The sequence below is a fragment of the Herbaspirillum robiniae genome (genome assembly GCF_002213415.1).
Classification (GTDB): Bacteria; Pseudomonadota; Gammaproteobacteria; order Burkholderiales; family Burkholderiaceae_D; genus Herbaspirillum; species Herbaspirillum robiniae.
Genome location: NZ_NJGU01000011.1, coordinates 58787 through 78634, shown reverse-complemented (window position 1 = coordinate 78634; position 19848 = coordinate 58787). Strand labels below are relative to the sequence as shown.

Genomic DNA, 19848 nt, shown 5'->3' with positions numbered 1-19848 from the left:
CCCATGAAAAAAGCGGCCCGCATGCAGGCCGCTTCAGTGGAAGACGAGGGGCGCGCCCTCGCATTTCCGGATGACCGGCTTGCACTCCAAGCCGGATACTAACCGCAAACCGCGGCTCGCGTATGCACGCGCGGCCGGCGCTACGTGAAATCGCTTAGCGCCTCAGGCCTGCACCGCCAGCAGGTTGCCGCCCGCCGGCAGCCCGGGCGCGGCCGGGGTGACGTCGATGGTGCGCTCATCGGGCGCCTCCTCGTAGACCGGCCTTGCCGCCAGCTGCGAGGCATCCAGGCGGAACACGCTGACCAGCTGCTGCAGGCCGGAAGCCTGCTCCTGCAGCGAGCGCGCGGCGGCCGCGGCCTGCTCGACCAGGGCCGCGTTCTGCTGGGTCATGTCGTCGATCTGGATGATGGCTTCGTTGACCTGCTCGATGCCGCCGCTCTGCTCGCGGTTGGCGTGGGTGATCTCGGTCATCACGTCGGTCACGCGCTTGATGCTGGTGACGATGTCGGTCATGGTGCTGCCGGCCTGGCTGACCAGCTTGCTGCCGTTTTCCACGGTCGAGACCGAGTCGCCGATGAGCACCTTGATCTCCTTGGCGGCCGACGCCGAGCGCTGCGCCAGCGAGCGCACCTCGGAGGCCACCACCGCGAAGCCGCGGCCCTGCTCACCGGCGCGCGCGGCTTCCACCGCCGCGTTCAGGGCCAGGATGTTGGTCTGGAAGGCGATGCCGTCGATCACGCTGACGATGTCGGCCACCTTCTGCGAAGAGGCGTTGATCGACTGCATGGTTTCCACCACCTGCGAGACGATGGCGCCGCCCTGCACCGCCACGTCGGATGCCGCCAGCGCCAGGTCGTTGGCCTGGTGCGCGTTCTCGGCGTTCTGCTTGACGGTGGAGTTGAGCTGTTCCATCGAGGACGCGGTCTCTTCCAGCGCGCCGGCCTGCTGCTCGGTGCGCGAGGACAGGTCGAGGTTGCCGCGCGCGATCTCGGAGGAGGCGGTGGTGATGGTCTCGGAGCCGTTGCGCACCTCGGCCACGATGGCGGCCAGCTTGTCGCGCATGGCCCGCATCGCCACCATCAGGCTGTCGCGGTCGCCAGGGCGGGTATTGATGACGACGGCGAGGTCGCCCTCGGCGATCTGGCCGGCGATCTTCACCGCGTAGTCAGGTTCGCCGCCCAGCTTGTGCAGCAGGTGGCGGGTCAGCCAGAACGCGGCCAGGATGGCGGTGATCACGCCCACGGCGCTGGTGATCAGCATCAGCAGGCGCGCCTGCGCATAAGCGGCGGCGCTGGACGCGGCCGCTTCCTTGTTGAGCTTGTCTTCCAGCACGGCCAGCGACTTCAGCTCGACCTGCCAGGATTTCTGCACCGGCAGGTACTGGTCTTTCAGGAATTGCGCCAGCTCGTAGGCTTCGCGGCGCTGGCCGAACTCCACCGCCTGGGTGATCAGCTTCTCGGCGTTGTCGGCCTGGGCCTTGATCTTGGGCAGCGCGGCCTTTTCTTCATCGGTGGTGCCGGCGGATTCGTCGAACAGCTGCTGCAGCTTCTGCGCCGACATCTTGTATTTGAGGGTCTGGGCGTCGATGTATTGCGCCTCGATGTCCACGTCCTCGGGCGCCGCCGGCAGCATCAGGTTGCGCAGCGAGATGGAGCGCTCGGCGACCGTATCCATCATGTCCTTGACCAGCGCGCTTTCGGGGTTCTTGACTTCGACCACGTTGGTGAACCGCGCCTGCACCTGGTGCATGTTATAGATGCCGAACGCGGTCACCAGCACCAGCAGCAGCACCACCCATGCGAACCCGAGTCCCAGGCGCGCGCCCACTTTCATCCCTGACTTCATCACGTCTCCTCCTAGTGTCGTCACCGGAGGCCATGGTCAACAAGCCGGGGAGCGCAGCCGCGCGCGTGCGCCCGGCCTGTGCCATCGAATGTCCCTGTCCCCTGCCGGCATCCCGCCGCAGCCTCCTCTTGCGCCGGATCGTGTCCGGCCTTCCCTCCGCTGCCTCGTCTTGGTTGTTATGGGGCGAGTGCGGCGGATGTCTTTTTGCTTTCTTGTTCTTGTTGCCTTGCCGATGCTGAAACAGCGGCCCGCCGTCATTCTTTTTATATGGGCCGGGCGGGCCGCGCCAATCGCATTATCCGAATGGCATGATTTTTTGATACGTAACTGCTGACGTAACTTTTAACGCCGGAAGTCACTTTGCGAATTAATGCGCCTCGTCCCAATTCTTACCGATTCCTACCTCGGCAAGCAAGGGAACTTTCAGCTCCGCAACATTTTTCATCAGTTCGGGCAGCTTTTCACGCACCAGTTCCAGCTCTTGTTGTGGAACTTCCAACACCAGTTCGTCGTGCACCTGCATGATCATGCGCGTGGCCAGCTTTTCGGACTCCAGCCAGCCTTGCACGGCGATCATTGCCAGTTTGATCAAATCGGCGGCGGTGCCCTGCATCGGCGCGTTGATCGCCGCGCGCTCGGCGCCCTGGCGACGCGGGCCGTTGGGCGAGTTGATCTCGGGCAGCCACAGGCGGCGGCCGAACACGGTCTCCACAAAACCGCGCGCCTTGGCCTGCATGCGCGTCTCGTCCATGTAGCGCTTCACGCCGGAGAAGCGCATGAAGTACTTGTCGATGTACATCTGCGCGGCCGAACGCTCGATGCCGAGGTTGCCGGCCAGGCCGAAGGCGCTCATGCCGTAGATCAGGCCGAAGTTGATCACCTTGGCGTAGCGGCGCTGCTCGGACTCGACCTGGTCGGGCGCGATGCCGAAGATCTCGGCGGCGGTGGCGCGGTGGATGTCTTCGCCCTCGGCAAACGCCTTGAGCATGTTTTCGTCTTCGGAGATGTGCGCCATGATGCGCAGCTCGATCTGCGAATAGTCGGCCGAGACGATCACGCTGCCCTCGGGTGCGACGAAGGCTTCGCGGATGCGGCGGCCTTCGGCGGTGCGGATCGGGATGTTCTGCAGGTTGGGATCGTTGGAAGCCAGGCGGCCGGTCACCGCCACCGCCTGCGCGTAGTTGGTGTGCACGCGGCCGGTGGCCGGGTTGATCATCTTGGGCAGCTTGTCGGTATAGGTCGACTTCAGCTTGGACAGGCCGCGGTAGTCCAGCAGCACCTTGGGCAGCGGATAGTCCTCGGCCAGCTTCTGCAGCACCTCCTCGTCGGTGGACGGCGCGCCGGAAGCGGTCTTCTTCACCACCGGCAGCTCCAGCTTGCCGAACAGGATCTCGCCCAGTTGCTTGGGCGAGTTCAGGTTGAACGGCTGGCCGGCCAGGTCGTAGGCCTGCTGCTCGATCTCCAGCATGCGGCGGCCGAGGTCGTTCGACTGCTGCGCCAGGCGCGCGCTGTCGATCAGCACGCCGTTGCGCTCGATCTTTTGCAGCACGACCGAAGTGGGCACCTCGATCTTTTCGTAGATGAAGCGCAGCTTGTCGTCGTGCTCGATCTGCGGCCACATCGCGTGGTGCAGGGCCAGCGTGACGTCGGCGTCCTCGGCCGCGTATTCGGTGGCGCGTTCCAGCGCGACCTCGTTGAAGCCGATCTGCGAGGCGCCCTTGCCGCAGACTTCCGCATAGGTGATGGTCTTGCGCTCGAGGTGGCGCGCGGCCAGGCTGTCCATGTCATGCGTGCGGTGCGACTCGAACACGTAAGACTCCAGCAACGTGTCGTGCCTGATGCCCGCCAGCCTCACGCCGTAGTTGGCGAAGATGTGGCTGTCGTACTTGAGGTGCTGGCCGAGCTTGGGCTTGGATGCGTCTTCCAGCCACGGCTTCAGTTTGGCCAGCACATGTTCGCGCGCGAGCTGGGCCGGCGCGTCCTGGTAGTTGTGGCCGACCGGGATGTAGGCCGCGCGGCCCGGTTCCCAGCACAACGAGATGCCGACCAGCTCGGCCTGCATCGCGTCCAGCGAGGTGGTCTCGGTGTCGACCGCGGTCAGCGTTGCGACGTCGATGGCGGCGATCCATTTGTCCAGCTGCGCGTCGGTCAGCACGGTCTCGTACTCGACCGGCGCGGCGGCGGCGAACAGCCCGCCCTGCGCCGGCGCATCGGCCTCGGCGCCGGCCACCGCCGCGGCTGCCGTGACGCCGGGCGCGCTGGCGGCGGCGGGCATCGACGCACCTGCGTCGTCACCGATCTCGCGCAGCCAGGTGCGGAAATTGTTGCGGGTGAACAGGTCTTTGAGCGTGGCCTTGTCCTGCGGCTGCATGGTCAGCGACTCGAGGATGGAGACCATGTGCGCCGACAGGTCGCAGTCGGTCTTCACGGTGACGAGAACTCTTCCCTGCGGCAGCCAGTCCAATGCCTTGCGCAGGTTCTCTCCGACCACGCCGGTGATCTTGGCGGCGTTTTCCATCACGCCGTCCAGCGAGCCATAGGCGGCGAGCCATTTGACGGCGGTCTTGGGTCCGCATTTCTCGACGCCGGGAACGTTGTCGACGGTGTCGCCGATGAGGCTGAGGTAGTCCACGATGCGCTCGGGCGGCACGCCGAATTTTTCGGTGACGCCCTTGATGTCGAGCGTCTCGTTGCTCATCGTGTTGACCAGGGTCACATGCTCGTTGACCAGCTGCGCCATGTCCTTGTCGCCGGTGGAGACGATGGTGTCAAGTCCGGCGGCGGTGGCCTGCACGGACAGCGTGGCGATGACGTCGTCGGCCTCGATGCCTTCGACCATCAGGATCGGCCAGCCCAGCGCCCGCACTGCAGCATGGATGGGTTCGATCTGCAGCGCCAGGTCCTCCGGCATCGATTTGCGGGTGGCCTTGTAGTCGGGATAGAGATCGTCGCGGAAAGTCTTGCCCTTGGCATCGAATACACAGGCGACGTAACTTGCGGGATAATCGTTTCGCAGTCGGCGCAGCATATTGATGATGCCGTACAGCGCACCGGTGGGCGCGCCTTCCGCGTTACGCATATCGGGCAAGGCATGAAACGCGCGATACAGGTAACTGGAACCATCAACTAACAACAAGGTTTTTTGCATATGGAACAAAGAGGAAAAAAAGTACCGCGCCTGCGGGAAGTGAACGACATTGAACGCGCCACCGCCAAGAAGGCGCGCGAGTCGTGGCATGTACTCACGATTATGGCAGAATTCATTGAATCGACCGAACGCCTGTCGGAGCTGCGTCCCGCCGTTTCCATCTTCGGTTCCGCCCGCACCAAACCCGACGATCCGCACTATGCCTTGTGCGTGGACATCGCGCGCCGCCTGTCCGATGCCGGCTATGCGGTGATCTCCGGCGGCGGCCCCGGCATCATGGAGGCGGCCAACAAGGGTGCCTTCGACGGCGCCTCGCCGTCGGTGGGCCTGAACATCGAACTCCCGCATGAGCAGCACGGCAACGGCTGGCAGGACATCTCGCTGTCCTTCCGCCATTTCTTCGCGCGCAAGGTGGCCTTCGTCAAATATGCCGACGCCTACGTCGTGCTGCCGGGCGGCTTCGGCACGCTCGACGAACTGACCGAAGCGCTGACCCTGATGCAGACCGGCAAATCGCGCCTGATGCCGGTGATCCTGGTGGGCAGCCAGTTCTGGGCCGGCCTGATCGAGTGGATCAAGACGCGCCTGATCGACGACGGCATGATCTCGCCCAAGGACCTGAACCTGCTGCAGGTGATCGACGACCCGGCCGAGGTGGTCAAGGCCATCCAGAAATTCCACGAAGAGAAGGACAAGCCGGCCGAGACCCACGTCGAAGCCGAGCGCCAGAGCGGCATGTTCCTGTAAGCGTCGCGCTTTTCCGGCAGAGCCCGCGCCTTCCCGCGCGGGCTTTTTCATGCGCGGCGCGGCGAAATGTTGCAGGAAAGCGCATTTCCGCGGCGAAACGCGGCAAGCCCGGAACGATGGTTTGCTACAATGGCCTAAAACAACACCAACCCCTTTCCTAAAAGATCATGAAACCATCCAAAGTCTGGTCCAAAGAGTCGCTGGCCGCAGCCCTGCTGTGCCTGGCCGGTTTAGCATCGCCGCTGGCGGGTGCACAGACCCCGCCGGGCATCGTCGCCCAGCCGGCGCCTCCGCCGCCTGAACTGGAGAAGCTGGAAGAAGGCGAACCGCCGGCCGTGACCATCCGCAAGCCGGGCGACCAGGGCAACAGCGGCGGCAACAGCATCAAGGAACAGCGCGACCACGGCCAGACCAAGGAAATCGAAGTCCACTCCGGCCCGAGCACCTACTACATGCGCCCGAACAAGAACCTCGGCGGCTCGACCCCGGGCGACGCCCAGAGCGCGCCTCCGACCTCGGCCCAATGGAAGGTCGGCGAGTTCGACTGGGGCGTCAAGAAGAAACCCCAGCAGGACGGTGACGCCGACAGCGGCGACAGCAAGAAATAATGCGCGTGCGCCGGGCCCGCGATTTGACGGGCCCGGCCGCGCTGCAAGGATTCAAGGGATTCCCCGGCCAGGCACGCATGCCGTGCGCCGGGTTCAGGGACAGGGAAGCACGGCCGCATGGCCAGCCTTCCCGCGGCGTGCGACATCGGTCTTCGAACCGGGAACGCGCCGCATCAGCAAGCTTCACTTCTTTCACATTCGTCATGGCAGTCTTTACACCGGTCAGTCTGGAACAGCTCTCCGACTGGATCAAACAATTCCCCGTCGGCCGCGCCACCTCGATCAAGGGCATCTCTTCCGGCATCGAGAACAGCAACTTCTTCATCGGCACCGAGCGCGGCGAGTACGTGCTGACCCTGTTTGAAAAACTGCACATCGAACAGCTGCCCTTCTACCTGGAACTGATGCGCCATCTCGCGCAGCGCGGCATCCCGGTGCCGGCGCCGGTGGCCAACGACAAGGGCGCCATCGTCAACCTGTTGAACGACAAGCCGGCGGCCATCGTCAGCAAGCTCGAGGGCGAGTCGCAACTGTCGCCGCAACCGGTGCATTGCGCCTCGCTGGGCGACATGCTCGCGCGCATGCACATGGCGGCCAAGGACTTCAAGATCATGCAGCCCAACCTGCGCGGCCTGGCCTGGTGGCTGGAGACCACGCCCACCGTGCTGCCGTTCCTGCCGCCGGAACTGGGCCGCCTGCTGGAAACCGAAGTGCAGTACCAGAAGGAGTTCGCCGCCACCAGCGCCTACCGCGCGCTGCCGCGCGGCCCGGTGCATGCCGACCTGTTCCGCAACAATGCGATGTTCGTGGGCGACAAGCTCTCGGGCATCTTCGACTTCTATTTCGCCGGCTGCGACACCTGGCTGTTCGACCTGGCGGTGACGGTCAACGACTGGTGCGTCGACCTCGACAGCGGCGTGCTCGACATCGAACGCGCCGAGGCCATGCTGGCCGCCTACCGCGCGGTGCGCCCGTTCTCGGACGCCGAGCGCGAGGCTTGGCAGCCGATGCTGCGCGCGGCCGCGCTGCGCTTCTGGCTGTCGCGCCTGTTCGACTTCTACATGCCGCGCGAGGCTGAAATGCTGACCCCGCACGACCCGGCGCATTTCGAGCGCATCCTGCGCCTGCGCATCAAGGAGACGCCGCCGGCGCTGTGAGCCGGGGCGACGATACTGGAGATATGGAAAAGATCCCCGCAAAAGACGGCTGGCTCTGGGTAAAGCAAGGCTTCGCGCTGTTCCGCAAGCAGCCTGCCGAGATGTCCACGCTGTTCCTGTCCTACATGTTCCTGATGCTCGCGCTGGGCATCATTCCTGTGCTCGGCCAGATGCTGCCGCTGATCCTGGTGCCGGTGTTTTCGATCGCCTTCCTGCAAGCCTGCGTGCAGATCGAGAAGGGCCAGCGCGTCTACCCCAACCTGTTGCTGCTGGGCTTTCGCGATCCGGCGCGCAACACCTTGCTGAAGCTGGGCCTGCTCTACCTGCTGGCGGCGACGCTGGCGGTGGCGGTCTCGGCGTTGGCCGACGGCGGCGTGTTCTGGAAAGCCATGATGGGCAGCGGCCTGTCGACCAAGGAGCTGGAGGGCGCGGCCGGCAGCATGCGCATCGCCATGCTCATCTCCGCCGCGCTGTATGTGCCGGCGGCGATGGCTTTCTGGTACGCCGCGCCGCTGATCGTGTGGCAGAAGATGCCGCTGGGCAAGGCGCTGTTCTACAGCTTCTTCGCGGTGCGCCGCGCCGGCCGCGCGTTCTTGCTGTATGCGCTGGCCTGGATCGTGATCGCCGTCATGGTGCCGACCCTGATCAGCCTGGCCATCACCCTGCTGACCGGCAGCATCAACGCCGTGGTCTTCATCCTGCTGCCAATCTCGATAATATTGACGGTAGTCATGTACTGCTCCTTTTACCCGACATACACTGCGGTTTTCGGAAAGTCCGCCAACGGGACCGACAACCAGCCGCCGGCAGGAGACAGGCCGCTCTGATACCTCATCAGGCAGCCGCCGCGCCTGGAAGCCGCTCCTTCCTCGGCGCCTGAGAATGATTGCATCCGCACGGGAAATGCGGATGCGACCCGCCCGCAGCGCATCCGCGCCCGCCAGCCTCCAGGCAACTTTCCGCCAACACCTAAGCTTCTTTACACGGGGGTAACAGATGCGCATGAACATGCCGGTCACCGGCGTGGAACGCCTGCTTGTCGATGGCAAGGCGATCGTTTCCAAGACCGACCTCAAGGGCAACATCACCTACGTCAATCCGTACTTCATCGAAATCAGCGGTTTCGCCGAAGAGGAATTGCTGGGCGCGCCGCAAAACCTGATCCGCCATCCGGACATGCCCGGCGAAGCCTTCGCCGACATGTGGGCCACCATCAAGGGCGGCCTGCCCTGGACCGGCCTGGTCAAGAACCGCAGCAAGAACGGCGACCACTACTGGGTGCGCGCCAACGTCACGCCCATCCGCGAAAACGGCCAGGTGATCGGCTACATGTCGGTGCGCACCAAGCCCGACCGCGCGGCGGTGGACGGCGCCGGCAAGCTGTACGCGTCGATCCGGCGCGGCCAGGCCAAGGGCATCGCCCTGCATCGCGGCGAAGTGGTGCGCACCGGCCTGGCCGGCTGGGCCGCGCGCCTGGGCCGCATCCAGCTGGGCACGCGCATCAACCTGGCCATGAGCAGCATGCTGGCGATCCAGCTGGCGGTGATGTTCGCCGGCTTCGCCACGCTGCACCAATGGTGGATCAGCGGCCTGGCGGCGGCTTCCGGCCTGATCTCCATCCTGCTGTGGATCGCCCTGCGCAGCGCGCTGATCAAGCCGCTGCGCCAGGCGCTGGCGGTCACCCATGCGATCACCGGCGGCGACCTCTCCGCCCGCATCGACACCGACCGCCACGACGAGCTGGGCCACCTGCTGAGCGCGCTGCGCCAGATGAACATCAACCTCACCGCCATCATCGGCGACGTGCGCGCCAACGTGGAGACCATCAACGGCGCCACGCGCGAGATCGCCTCGGGCAACATGGACCTGTCGCGCCGCACCGAGGCGCAGGCCGCCAACATCGAGGAAACCGCGTCGAGCATGCAGCAGCTGGCGTCGACCGTGAAGCAGAACGCCGAACACGCGGTGCAGGCCAACCAGCTGGCCGGCTCGGCCTCGGCCATCGCGCTCAAGGGCGGCGACATGGTGGCCGGCACCGGCGCGACGATGAACGAGATCAGCGAGTCGTCCAAGAAGATCGTCGACATCATCGGCCTGATCGACAGCATCGCCTTCCAGACCAACATCCTGGCCCTGAACGCCGCGGTGGAAGCCGCGCGCGCCGGCGAACAGGGTCGCGGCTTCGCGGTGGTGGCCTCCGAAGTGCGCTCGCTGGCCCAGCGCTCGGCCGGCGCGGCCAAGGAGATCAAGCACCTGATCGACGACTCGGTGGAGAAGGTCGCCGTGGGCAACCGCCAGGTGGAAGACGCCGGCAAGACCATGCGCGACATCGTCGACTCGGTGCAGCGCGTCTCCGGCATCATGGGCGAGATCAGCGAAGCCACGCTGCAACAGAGCGCGGGCATCAACCAGGTGCATGAAGCGGTCACGCAGATGGACGCCGGCACCCAGCAGAACGCGGCGCTGGTGGAAGAAGCCGCGGCCGCCGCGGCCAGCCTGGAGGAGCAGACCATGCGGCTGCTGCAGGCGATCTCGGTGTTCAAGTTCAGCCGCCGCTAAGGCCCGCGGCAGACCGTCACGGCGGCCGGCCGGACTGCCTGAGCACGCGTTCGGCCCGCAGCTGCGCCAACTCCATGGCGGTGGCTGCCGACATCTTGCCGGCTACCGCCACGGCGACGGCCTGCCCGGTCAGCGCCGCGATCGGCAGGAACTCCGGCGTGGCGATGAAATGCGCGTCGCTGTCGGCGCCGCGCAGCAGCGCGTGGCGGCGTACCGCGTCCAGCGCCAGGTCGGCGAACGGCGCCGCCTTGCGGTACTGCGCCTGCGCATAGGTCGACATCCGGGTGCCCGGCGGCGCCATCGCCCAGCCCCGTTCGCGCGCGACCAGTTCAATGTACTCCCTGGATGAGGCCCAGGCCGCGAAACGCTTGGCCGCCGCCGCGTGGCGCGACGCCTGCGGCACCGCCAGCGCCCACACCCAGTGCCAGGACATCTGGCGACCGTCGGCCGTCATCGGCGCGGGAGCGACGCCCAGCGCCCCGCGCTCCTTCATCGCCTGCTGCAAGGTGCCGGCCGCGGCCGAGGCGTCGACCCAGATCCCGCACCGTCCCGCAAAGAACAATTCCAGGTTGCCGCGAAAACCGAGCTCGAGCGCCTGCTTCGGGCCGTAGTCGCGCAGCAGGCCGGCGTACTGCGCGACGCTGTCCTTCCATTTCTGCGAATTGAGCCGGGGCCGCCCGTGCTCGTCGACCCAGCGCGCGCCGCGCGCGCGGGCCATCGCGCTCAACAGCATGACATTGCCGCCCCATCCCGCACGCCCGCGCAGGCAGATCCCGGCAATGCCCGCGGCCGGATCGTGCAGCGCCGCGGCAAGTCGCTCGAGGTCGTCCTAGGTCGGCTGCGCGGGCATGACCAGGCCCTTGCGCTGGAACAGGTCGGCGCGAAAGTAGGTGAGGACGCCTTCGGCATAGAACGGCAACGCCTGCAGCTTGCCGTCCTGCGTCAGCGGGCGGCGCACGTCGTCGATGAGGTCGTGCGCCTCATAAGCGGCGGGCAGTTCGGAGAAGGGAGAAAGACGGCCTTTCCTCGCCCATGACTGCACTTCATAGGCGCCGGCGGTGACCACATCGAAGCGCGTGCCGCCGTCGTCCATCTCGACCTGCAGGCGCTGGCGCAGCTCATGCTCGTCGAGCATGATCCAGCGCAGGCGTAGGGACGGATTGTCGCGTTCGAAATGCGTCGACAGCCGGCGCAGTTCCTGCATGTCGGCGTTGTCGATCGATACGATGGAAAGTTCGGCCGGCTGCGCCAGCACGGCCCGGCACAGCCAGAAAAGAACGGCGGCGATTGCCCGGTGAATGAAGGTCCGCATGATGATCCTCTCGCGTGAACCCTCGCCTCCGGCCGCTCCTTATGGCGCCGCCGCCCCGGTTGGATGAATTGTTGTGGCGCCGCCGGCGCGCTGTGCGTTCATTCTACGCCGGGCAAGGGCGGCAGCGGCTGATAGATCTCGCGATAGCGCGCCAGGCGCGGCTGCAGCGCCGCGTGGCGCGCGGCGTCGGGCTCAAACACCGCATGCCGCAGCGGCTTGCGACAGACTTCGGCTTCCTGCCCGCCGTCGGCCAGCCACGCCAGGCGCGCGGCGCCCAGCGCGCCGCCGGCCTCGCCGCCGACGTGGGTGACGATGCGCACGTTCAAGGCGTCGGCCAGCAATTGCGCCCAATAGGGACTGCGCGCGCCGCCGCCCACCAGCGAGAGTTCGCTGACATCGGTGCCGGCCGCGCGCAAGGCGTCCAGCCCATCCACCATGCCGAAGGAAACGCCCTCCAGCACCGCGTAGCCGAGCGCGGCACGCTGGTGCTCCGGCGACAGGCCATGGAACACGCCGCTGGCGTACGGATCGTTGTGCGGCGTGCGCTCGCCCGAGAGGTAAGGCAGGAACAGCGGCGCGTTGGCCAGCTGCTCATGGTCGAGCTGTTCGATCTCGGCCAGCAGGCTCTTCTCGTCCACCGAGCACAGCCGGCAGAACCAGCGCAGGCAGCTCGCCGCCGACAGCATCACGCTCATCTGGTGCCAGCGCTGCGGCAGCGTGTGGCAGAAGGCATGGATGGCGCGCGCGGGATTGGGTCGGAAGCGGTCGTTGACCACGAACAGCACGCCCGAGGTCCCCAGCGACAGGAAGCCGTCGCCCGGATTGACCGCGCCGATGCCCACCGCGCTGGCCGCGCCGTCGCCGGCGCCGCCGGCGACCACCACATCGTCGCGCAGGCCCCAGGCCCGCGCCACTGCCGGCAGCAGGGCGCCGGACGCGGCGCTGCCATCCACCAGCGCCGGCATCTGGTCGCGCCGCATGCCGCTGGCGGCCAGCAGTTCATCCGACCAATTGCGACCTTCGACGTCCAGCCACAGCGTGCCGGCGGCGTCCGAGGGATCGGAGACCTTGCGCCCCGTCATCTGCAGGCGCAGCCAGTCCTTGGGCAACAGCACGCTGGCGATGCGGGAGAACAGCTGGGGTTCGTGACGCGCCACCCACATCAGCTTGGGTGCGGTGAAGCCGGGCATGGCCAGGTTGCCGGCGATGGCGTGCAGGCGCGGCGCGCGCTGCGCCAGCTCGGCGCATTCGGGCGCGCTGCGCGAGTCGCTCCAGAGGATGGCCGGGCGCAGCACGCGGTCGTCCGCGTCCAGCAGCACGGCGCCGTGCATCTGCCCGGAAAGCCCGATGGCGCGCACCTGGCGAAAGCGCTCCTCGCCCAGCTGCGCGCGCAGCTTGTCCACGGTATCGCAGGCGGCCTGCCACCAGTCGGCAGGCGCCTGCTCCGACCAGCGCGGATGCGGGCGCGACACGTTCAGCGCGCTGCCGGCCAGCGCCAGCAAGGCGCCGTCCGCTCCGATCACTACCGCCTTGACCTCCGACGTACCCAGGTCGATCCCAAGATACATGGCGCTCCTCATTTTTCGTTGTTAGGTGGCAATTCTATGATGCCTTTGTCCGCATGCGCGGCTATTTGTTTCCGCCCGCAAGCCACTGGCCGACGCGCCCGACCGCCTCGCGCAGCAGGCCCAGCAGGCGCTCGTCGCCGGCCAGCTCGCCCCACAGCACCTTGTCGTCGCAGAACGCCTTGAGCGGATCGGCGGCCCCCAGCATGGCGCGCGCCGCGGCGGGGTCGAAAATGCCGTCCTGGTATTCGTAGGGCAGGCCGCCCTCGTTCCAGCGCTGCAGGAACACGAAGAACAGCGCCGGCAGCATCGCCGTGGCCTGCGGCTGGCGGCCGGCCGCCAGGCTTTCCTGCAGCGTGGGCCGGATGAAGCCGGGGATCTTGGAATAACCGTCGGCGGCCACGCGCTGGTTGGTGTCCTGGATCGCCGGGTTGCCGAAGCGCGCCAGCGTGGTGTCGCGGTAAGCGGCCAGGTCGATCGGGCTGGGCGTAAGGCAGGCGATGACATCCTGCGTCACGTAATCGTACGCCATCCGGCAGATGTCCTCGCGCAAGGTGCCCTCGTGGATGTATTGCAGTCCGGCCAGCGTGCCGGCCCAGGCGATGCAGCTGTGGCTGGCGTTGAGGATGCGGATCTTGGCTTCCTCGTAGGGCAGCACCGATTGCACCATCTCCACGCCGGCCTGCTCCAGGCGCGGCCGGCCGGCGCAGAAGTCGTCCTCGATCACCCACTGGATGAAGGACTCGCCCATCAGCGCGCACGGGTCGTCGACGCCGGTGGCCTGCTTCACCCGCTCGGCCACCGCCGGGGTCGGGCGCGGCGTGATGCGGTCGACCATGGCGTTGGGGCAGGTGGTATTGGCCTCCATCCATGCGAGCAGGGCGGCCTCGCCGCGCAGGGTGAGGAACTGGCGCAGCCCGTCGCGGAAACGTTCGCCGTTATGGCGCAGGTTGTCGCAGTTGAGCAGCGTCAGCGCAGCCTTCGGATGCGCCCGGCTGCGCGCCTGCAGGATCGCGGCGATGGCGCCGTAGATGGTGCGCGGCCTGCCGCTGCCGTCCAGCGCGCAGCGCAGGTCGTCGGCCAGGTCGATGTTGCCGGTATCGAGCCGGTGCTGGTGGTCGAGGTAGTAGCCGCCTTCGGTGACGGTGAAGGAGATCACGCGCGTGCGCTCCTCGGCGCCGGCGGCGATCAATTGCGCGAGCTGTTCGTCCCAGGCGATGATGCGGCCGATGGCGCCGATGCTCTGGTAGCTGCGCTGCCCCTGCGGGGTGACGGTCTCCAGCGTGTAGCGCCCGTCCTGGCGCGCCAGCGCGTCCAGCAGCGGGCTCATGTCGGCGCGGATATTGGCCAGCGCCAGCTGCCAGCGGCGGTCGGCGCCGCTCTCGCGCAGGGCGTTCAGGTAGACCGCCTGGTGGGCCCGGTGGAAGGAACCGGCGCCGATGTGCAGCCAGGTCAGGCTGTCGTCGGCGTTTGTGTCGTGGGGGGTGGCAAAGCTTGTCATGCCGTGTCCTCGTCTGTGTCGTTTGCTGGGTGGTTCAGTGCTGCACCGGCGTGCCGGTCGTCAGCCGCGGCAAGGCGCGGCCGTCCTGGCGGAACAGGTGGCAGCGCGCCGGATCGGCGGCCAGTCCGAGCACGCTGCCGGACACGGGTTCCAGGCTGTCGGGCACGCGCAGGATCAGCGCCTCGTCGGCGCCGTCATAGGCCGCGTAGAGGTAGGAGAAATCGCCCAGCAGTTCCAGCGCGGTGAAGCGCGCCTGCAGCGCGGCCTGGCCCTGGGCGATGTTGAGGTGCTCGGGGCGCACGCCCAGCGTCACCTTCTCGCCGGGCTGCAGCCCGGAACCGTCGACCGCTGCCAGCTGACTGCCGCCGCCCGGCAGCTGCAGCAGCACGCCGCCGGCCTGCACCGCGGCCACCGTGCCGTCGATGAAGTTCATCTTGGGCGAACCGATGAAACCGGCCACGAAGCGATTGGCCGGATGGTGATACAGCTGCTGCGGCGAGCCGACCTGCTCGATGCGGCCCTCCGAGAGCACCACGATCTTGTCGGCCAGCGTCATCGCCTCGATCTGGTCGTGGGTGACGTAGATCATGGTGGTCTTCAGGTCGTCGTGCAGCTTGGCGAACTCCAGGCGCATCTTCACGCGCAGCGCGGCGTCGAGGTTGGACAACGGCTCGTCGAACAGGAATACGCTGGGCTGGCGCGTGATGGCGCGGCCGATCGCCACGCGCTGGCGCTGGCCGCCGGACAGCGCGCGTGGCTTGCGGTCCAGCAGGTGGTCGATGTGCAGGATCTTGGCCGCGTGCTGCACGGCGCTGTCGATCTCGGCCTTGGACTTGCCGGCGATCTTGAGTCCGAAGGCCATGTTGTCGTACAGGGTCATGTGCGGATAGAGCGCGTACGACTGGAACACCATCGCCACGCCGCGCTTGGCGGCGGGCACGTCGTTCATGCGGCGCGCGCCGATGTCGAGGTCGCCGTCGCTGATGTCTTCCAGTCCGGCGATCATGCGCAGCAAGGTCGACTTGCCGCAACCGGAGGGGCCGACGAAGACCACGAACTCGCCGTCGTCGATCTCCAGGTTGATGTCGCGCATGACTTCGTTGTCTTCGTAGCGCTTGGCCAGATTGCGGATGCTTACTGCTGCCATGTGGTTCTCCTTTGATTCTTCAATGTCGTTTTTCCATCCCGCCGGCGCAAGCGGTGCGCAACGCAGGCGGCAGCGCGCTGCCGGCCACGCTCAGCGCAGCCAGATCAATTCGCAAATCAGCTCGGGAAACTGCTTCATGTCGTCGAACACCTTCTGCGCGCCGGCCTCCTTCAGCTTGCGCGCCATCGCCTTGCGGTCATGCGCCACGCCGGTGAAGCCCAGCACATGCATGCCGGCCTCGGCCGCGGCGCGCACGCCGGTGACGCTGTCGTCCACCGCCACGCAGCGCGCGGGGTCGACGCCGAAGCCGGCGGCCGCCGCCAGGTAGACGTCGGGGGCGGGCTTGGGGCGGCCGACGTCGTGCGCGCTGTAGATGCGTCCCTCGAACTGGCCGTACAGGCCGCAGCGGCGCAGGCCGTTTTCGATGCGCACCGAGTCGCTGTTGCTGGCCACCGCGCGCGGCAGCCGGATCGCCTGCAAGGCCTCGGCCACGCCCGGCACCAGCTGCGCCTCTTCGCCGCAGGCGCGGCCCACGGTCTCGTGGATGCGCGCGATCTGCGGCGCGCTGAGGTCGAATGCAAACTCGGCCTGCAGCTCGTCAAGCAGGAGATCGGTGTACATGCCCAGCCGGTTGGCGATGGCCGCATGCAGCGCGGCGCTGCGCGCCTGGTCGTCCTGCGCGCCGGCGCCCTCCAGCGACGTCGGCAGCGCCGGCAACAGCGGCAGGAGTTCGCGGTGCAGCACGCGCAGCGCGATGCTCTCGCTGTCGAGCAGCACGCCGTCGCAGTCGCACACCAGGTGCGTGATCGGTTGCCGCGTCATCATCACTTCACGGCTCCGAAGGTCAGGCCGCGCACCAGCTGCTTCTGCGCCAGCCAGCCGAGCGCCATGATGGGCGCGATCGCCAGCAGCGATGCGGCCGACAGCTTGGCCCAGAACAAGCCTTCCGGGTTGGAGTAGGAGGCGATGAACACCGTCAGCGGCGCGGCGTTGACGCTGGTCAGGTTGAGGCTCCAGAAGGCCTCGTTCCACGACAGGATGATCAGCAGCAGCGCGGTCGAGGCCAGCCCCGGCATGGCGGTGGGCAACAGCAGGTAGATCATCTCCTGCCAGGCGTTGGCGCCGTCGATGCGGGCCGCCTCGAGGATCTCCTTGGGCACGTCGTTGAAGTAGGTGAAGGCCATCCACACCGCGATGGGCAGGTTGATCAGCGTGTAGATGATGGTCAGCCCGGTGACGGTGTCGAGCATGCCGGTGTTCTTGGCCATCAGGTAGATCGGGATCAGCACGCCGACGGCCGGCATCATCTTGGTCGACAGCATCCACAGCAGCAGCTTCTGCGTGCGCCCGGTCGGGAAGAAAGCCATCGAGTACGCCGCCGGCACCGCCAGCAACAGGCTGATGAGCGTCGATCCGAGGGACACGATCAGCGAGTTCTGCACGTAGGCCAGGTAGTTGCTGCGCCCGAACACCTCGCGGAAGGTGTCCAGCGTGGGCAGGAAGAACAGCGTCGGCGTGTAGGCCTGGTGCTCGGTCTTGAAGGCGGTGATCGCCACCCAGAAGATCGGGAAGAACAGGACGATGGCGCAACTCCAGCCCAGTACGCCGACCCACCAGGGGCTTTTCTTCTGGTCGCTCATTTTTCGTTCACTCCTTTGAGATTCTTGGCCAGCATGCGCACCAGGAAGAAGGACACGATGTTGGCCAGCACCACGGCGAAGATGCCGCCGGCCGAGGCGATGCCGATGTCGAACTGCTGCAGGCCGATGGCGTAGACCAGGAAGGTCAGGTTGGTGGTCTCGGTGCCCGGACCGCCGGCGGTGGTGGTGAAGATCTCGGCGAACACCGAGAGCAGGAAGATGGTCTCGATCATGATCACCACCGTGATGGCGCGCTTCAGGTGCGGCAGCACGATGTAGAAGAAGATGCGCACCGGCCCGGCGCCGTCCAGCTGCGCGGCCTCCTTCTGGTCGGTATCCAGCGATTGCAGCGCGGTCAGCAGGATCAGGAAGGCGAACGGGATCCACTGCCAGGCCACGATCACGATCACCGAGAACATCGGGTACTGCGCCAGCCAGTCCACCGGCTCCATGCCGAGGTGGCGCATGACGAAGGCCAGCATGCCGTAGACCGGATGCATGATCATGTTCTTCCAGATCAGCGCGGCCACCGTGGGCATCACGAAGAACGGGCCGATCACCAGCAGGCGCGCGATGCCGCGACCGCGGAAAGGCTGGTCGAACAGCACCGCCAGCAGGGTGCCGCCGATCACGCTGATGGCCAGCACCGAACCGATCAGCAGCGCGGTGTTGCCGATGGAGGGCCAGAAGGCCGGATCCTCCAGCAGGAACTGGTAGTTTTCAAACCCGACGAAGCCGGTCTGGTCGGGCGCCATCAGGTTGTAGCGATTGACCGAAAAATAGATGGTCATCACCAGCGGCACGATCATCCATGCCAGCAGCAGCAGTACCGACGGCGTCTGCAGCAGGCGGATCGGGTTGAAGCGCTGCGGCGCGCCGGCCTTGCCGGCTGCCTTGCGCGGCTTGGTCGCCGGCGAGGCGGCGGGAGCGGACGTGGATGGACTCTGCATGCTGGGCGGATGGATGGGGTGAATCGATGACATGGCGGCCTCGCTGAATCAGGCCGGCGCAACGGCGTCGGTGAACGCCGCCGCAGCGCCGGGAGGGCGATGCGGGCGCGCCTTCGCGATGGATGGCGCGCCGCGTGGGGAACTGCGCCGGAGGCTTACTTGATGTAGCGGCCCTGGCGCATCATGCGCACCGCCTGCGCCTGCGACGCATCCAGCGCCGCATCCGAGGTGGTCTTGCCGGCCAGCGCGCCGGCGATCGCCTGGCCGGTCACGGTGCCGATGGACTGGAACTCGGGAATGGTCGCGAACTGCACGCCGGTATAAGGCACCGGCTTGGCGGTCGGGTTGTTGGCGTCGGCGGTCTGGATCGCGTCCAGCACGAAGTCGGAGAACGGCGACACCTTCTTGTAGTCGGCCGATGCGTAGGTCGAGGTGCGGGTGCCCGGCGGCACCAGCGCCCAGCCGCTGTCCTTGGCGACCAGCTTGATGTACTCCTTGGAAGTGGCCCAGGCCGCGAACTTCTTGGCAGCCTCCTGCGACTTGGAGGACTTCGGCACCGCCAGCGACCAGATCCACAGCCAATGCGAACCCTTGTCGGTCGCCGCTACCGGCGAGGGCGCGAAGGCGGTCTTGTCGGCCACCTTGGAATCCTTGCCGTGATACAGCATGCCGGCGGCCACGGTGGCGTCCACCCACATGCCGCACTTGCCGCTGGAGAACAGCACCAGGTTTTCGTTGAAGCCGTTGGAGCTGGCGCCCGGCGGGCCGTACTTGCGCATCAGGTCGACGTAGAAGGCGACCGACTTCTTCCATTCCGGCGACGACAGCTGCGGCTGCCACTTCTCGTCGAACCAGCGGCCGCCCCAGGCGTTGGCCATGGTGGTGATGATGGCCATGTTCTCGCCCCAGCCGGCGCGTCCGCGCAGGCAGATGCCGTAGACGCCCTTGGCCGGGTCATGCAGCTGCGCGGCCAGCTTGGCGACTTCGTCCCAGGTCGGACGCTCGGGCATGGTCAGCTTCTTCTGCTCGAACAGGTCCTTGCGATAGTAGGTCATCGAGCTTTCGGCGTAGAACGGCAGCGCGTACAGCTTGCCGTCCACCGACAGGCCCTCGCGCACCGGCTTGATCAGGTCGGCTTCGTCGTAGTCGGCCGGCAGGCCGCTCATCGGCGCCAGCCAGCCCTTCTTGGCCCAGATCGGCGCTTCATATGCGCCGATGGTCATCAGGTCGAACTGGCCGCTGTTGGTGGCGATGTCGGTGGTCAGGCGCTGGCGCAGCACGCTTTCTTCCATCGTGACCCAGCGCAGCTTGATGTCGGGATTGGCTTTCTCGAACTGCGGGGCCAGCTTCTGCAGCTCGATCATGTCGGGGTTGTTGATCGACGCGATGTTGATGGTGACCGGCTCGGCCCGGGCGACGCCGGACAGGAACAGGGCTGAAATGGCGGCGGCGGCCACGGTGAAGCGGACGCTGCTGAAAGCGTTGATGCGCATGCTTGTCTCCGAATGTTGTGTGTCGTCGGCCGCGCTCCTGGTGGTCAGGCGCGGCTTACGCCGCACCGCCGCGCGTCTCGATCGGCTGGTTTTTGAGCAATTAATATTTTTATGAGCAAATAATCAGGCATTCCAAAACCGATGTCAAGCATTTGCAATGTTATTGAGCAAATGCC

13 protein-coding genes and 2 pseudogenes are annotated in these 19848 nt (G+C 66.5%); 5 read left to right on the top strand and 10 right to left on the bottom strand.

The window, feature by feature from the left end; translation table 11 throughout:
• Positions 1 to 162: 162 nt before the first annotated feature.
• Complete coding sequence (locus CEJ42_RS19585; RefSeq protein WP_079216994.1) at positions 163 to 1845, bottom strand: methyl-accepting chemotaxis protein; 1683 nt, start codon at positions 1843 to 1845, stop codon at positions 163 to 165.
• Positions 1846 to 2212: 367 nt separating this feature from the next.
• Positions 2213 to 4993: a DNA polymerase I gene (gene polA, locus CEJ42_RS19580; protein WP_088752229.1), complete on the bottom strand. Its 2781-nt coding sequence runs from the start codon at positions 4991 to 4993 to the stop codon at positions 2213 to 2215.
• Between polA and CEJ42_RS19575 the strand changes: the two genes are divergently transcribed.
• The 5 genes from CEJ42_RS19575 (at position 4994) to CEJ42_RS19555 (ending at position 10064) form a co-directional block, all read left to right on the top strand.
• Positions 4994 to 5740, top strand: coding sequence for an LOG family protein (locus tag CEJ42_RS19575; RefSeq protein WP_079216996.1), 747 nt, complete (start codon positions 4994 to 4996; stop codon positions 5738 to 5740). It begins immediately after the preceding gene.
• 167 nt (positions 5741 to 5907) lie between these two features.
• Positions 5908 to 6348, top strand: a complete 441-nt coding sequence (locus CEJ42_RS19570; RefSeq protein WP_079216997.1) for a hypothetical protein — start codon at positions 5908 to 5910, stop codon at positions 6346 to 6348.
• A gap of 203 nt (positions 6349 to 6551) precedes the next feature.
• Positions 6552 to 7505 carry a homoserine kinase gene (locus CEJ42_RS19565; RefSeq protein WP_079216998.1) on the top strand — a complete coding sequence of 318 codons (954 nt, stop codon included), beginning with the start codon at positions 6552 to 6554 and terminating at the stop codon, positions 7503 to 7505.
• Between the two features lie 23 nt (positions 7506 to 7528).
• Positions 7529 to 8332, top strand: a complete 804-nt coding sequence (locus tag CEJ42_RS19560; protein WP_079216999.1) for a BPSS1780 family membrane protein — start codon at positions 7529 to 7531, stop codon at positions 8330 to 8332.
• A 169-nt stretch (positions 8333 to 8501) separates the two neighbouring features.
• Positions 8502 to 10064 (top strand): methyl-accepting chemotaxis protein, encoded by a 1563-nt coding sequence (locus CEJ42_RS19555; RefSeq protein WP_088752228.1) that lies wholly within the window; start codon positions 8502 to 8504, stop codon positions 10062 to 10064.
• Positions 10065 to 10080: 16 nt separating this feature from the next.
• Here the strand turns inward: CEJ42_RS19555 and CEJ42_RS19550 are convergent.
• The 8 genes and pseudogenes from CEJ42_RS19550 to CEJ42_RS19510 form a co-directional block, all read right to left on the bottom strand.
• Positions 10081 to 11268 (bottom strand): annotated as a pseudogene (locus tag CEJ42_RS19550) (extracellular solute-binding protein).
• Between the two features lie 206 nt (positions 11269 to 11474).
• Positions 11475 to 12944, bottom strand: a complete 1470-nt coding sequence (gene xylB, locus CEJ42_RS19540) for a xylulokinase (RefSeq protein ID WP_088752225.1) — start codon at positions 12942 to 12944, stop codon at positions 11475 to 11477.
• A gap of 61 nt (positions 12945 to 13005) precedes the next feature.
• A complete protein-coding gene (gene dalD, locus CEJ42_RS19535) occupies positions 13006 to 14442 on the bottom strand; it encodes a D-arabinitol 4-dehydrogenase (protein ID WP_088752224.1) in 1437 nt (478 codons plus the stop codon).
• A 34-nt stretch (positions 14443 to 14476) separates the two neighbouring features.
• Positions 14477 to 15589, bottom strand: coding sequence for an ABC transporter ATP-binding protein (locus CEJ42_RS19530; protein WP_088752223.1), 1113 nt, complete (start codon positions 15587 to 15589; stop codon positions 14477 to 14479).
• 90 nt (positions 15590 to 15679) lie between these two features.
• Complete coding sequence (locus CEJ42_RS19525; protein ID WP_088752222.1) at positions 15680 to 16414, bottom strand: HAD family hydrolase; 735 nt, start codon at positions 16412 to 16414, stop codon at positions 15680 to 15682.
• Positions 16414 to 17175: pseudogene (locus CEJ42_RS19520) on the bottom strand (carbohydrate ABC transporter permease); the annotation flags it as partial. The gene CEJ42_RS19525 and the pseudogene CEJ42_RS19520, both read right to left, overlap by 1 nt.
• Positions 17176 to 17225: 50 nt before the next feature.
• A complete protein-coding gene (locus CEJ42_RS19515) occupies positions 17226 to 18212 on the bottom strand; it encodes a carbohydrate ABC transporter permease (protein WP_088752221.1) in 987 nt (328 codons plus the stop codon).
• Positions 18213 to 18334: 122 nt separating this feature from the next.
• A complete protein-coding gene (locus tag CEJ42_RS19510; protein ID WP_088752220.1) occupies positions 18335 to 19672 on the bottom strand; it encodes an ABC transporter substrate-binding protein in 1338 nt (445 codons plus the stop codon).
• Positions 19673 to 19848 lie beyond the last annotated feature (176 nt).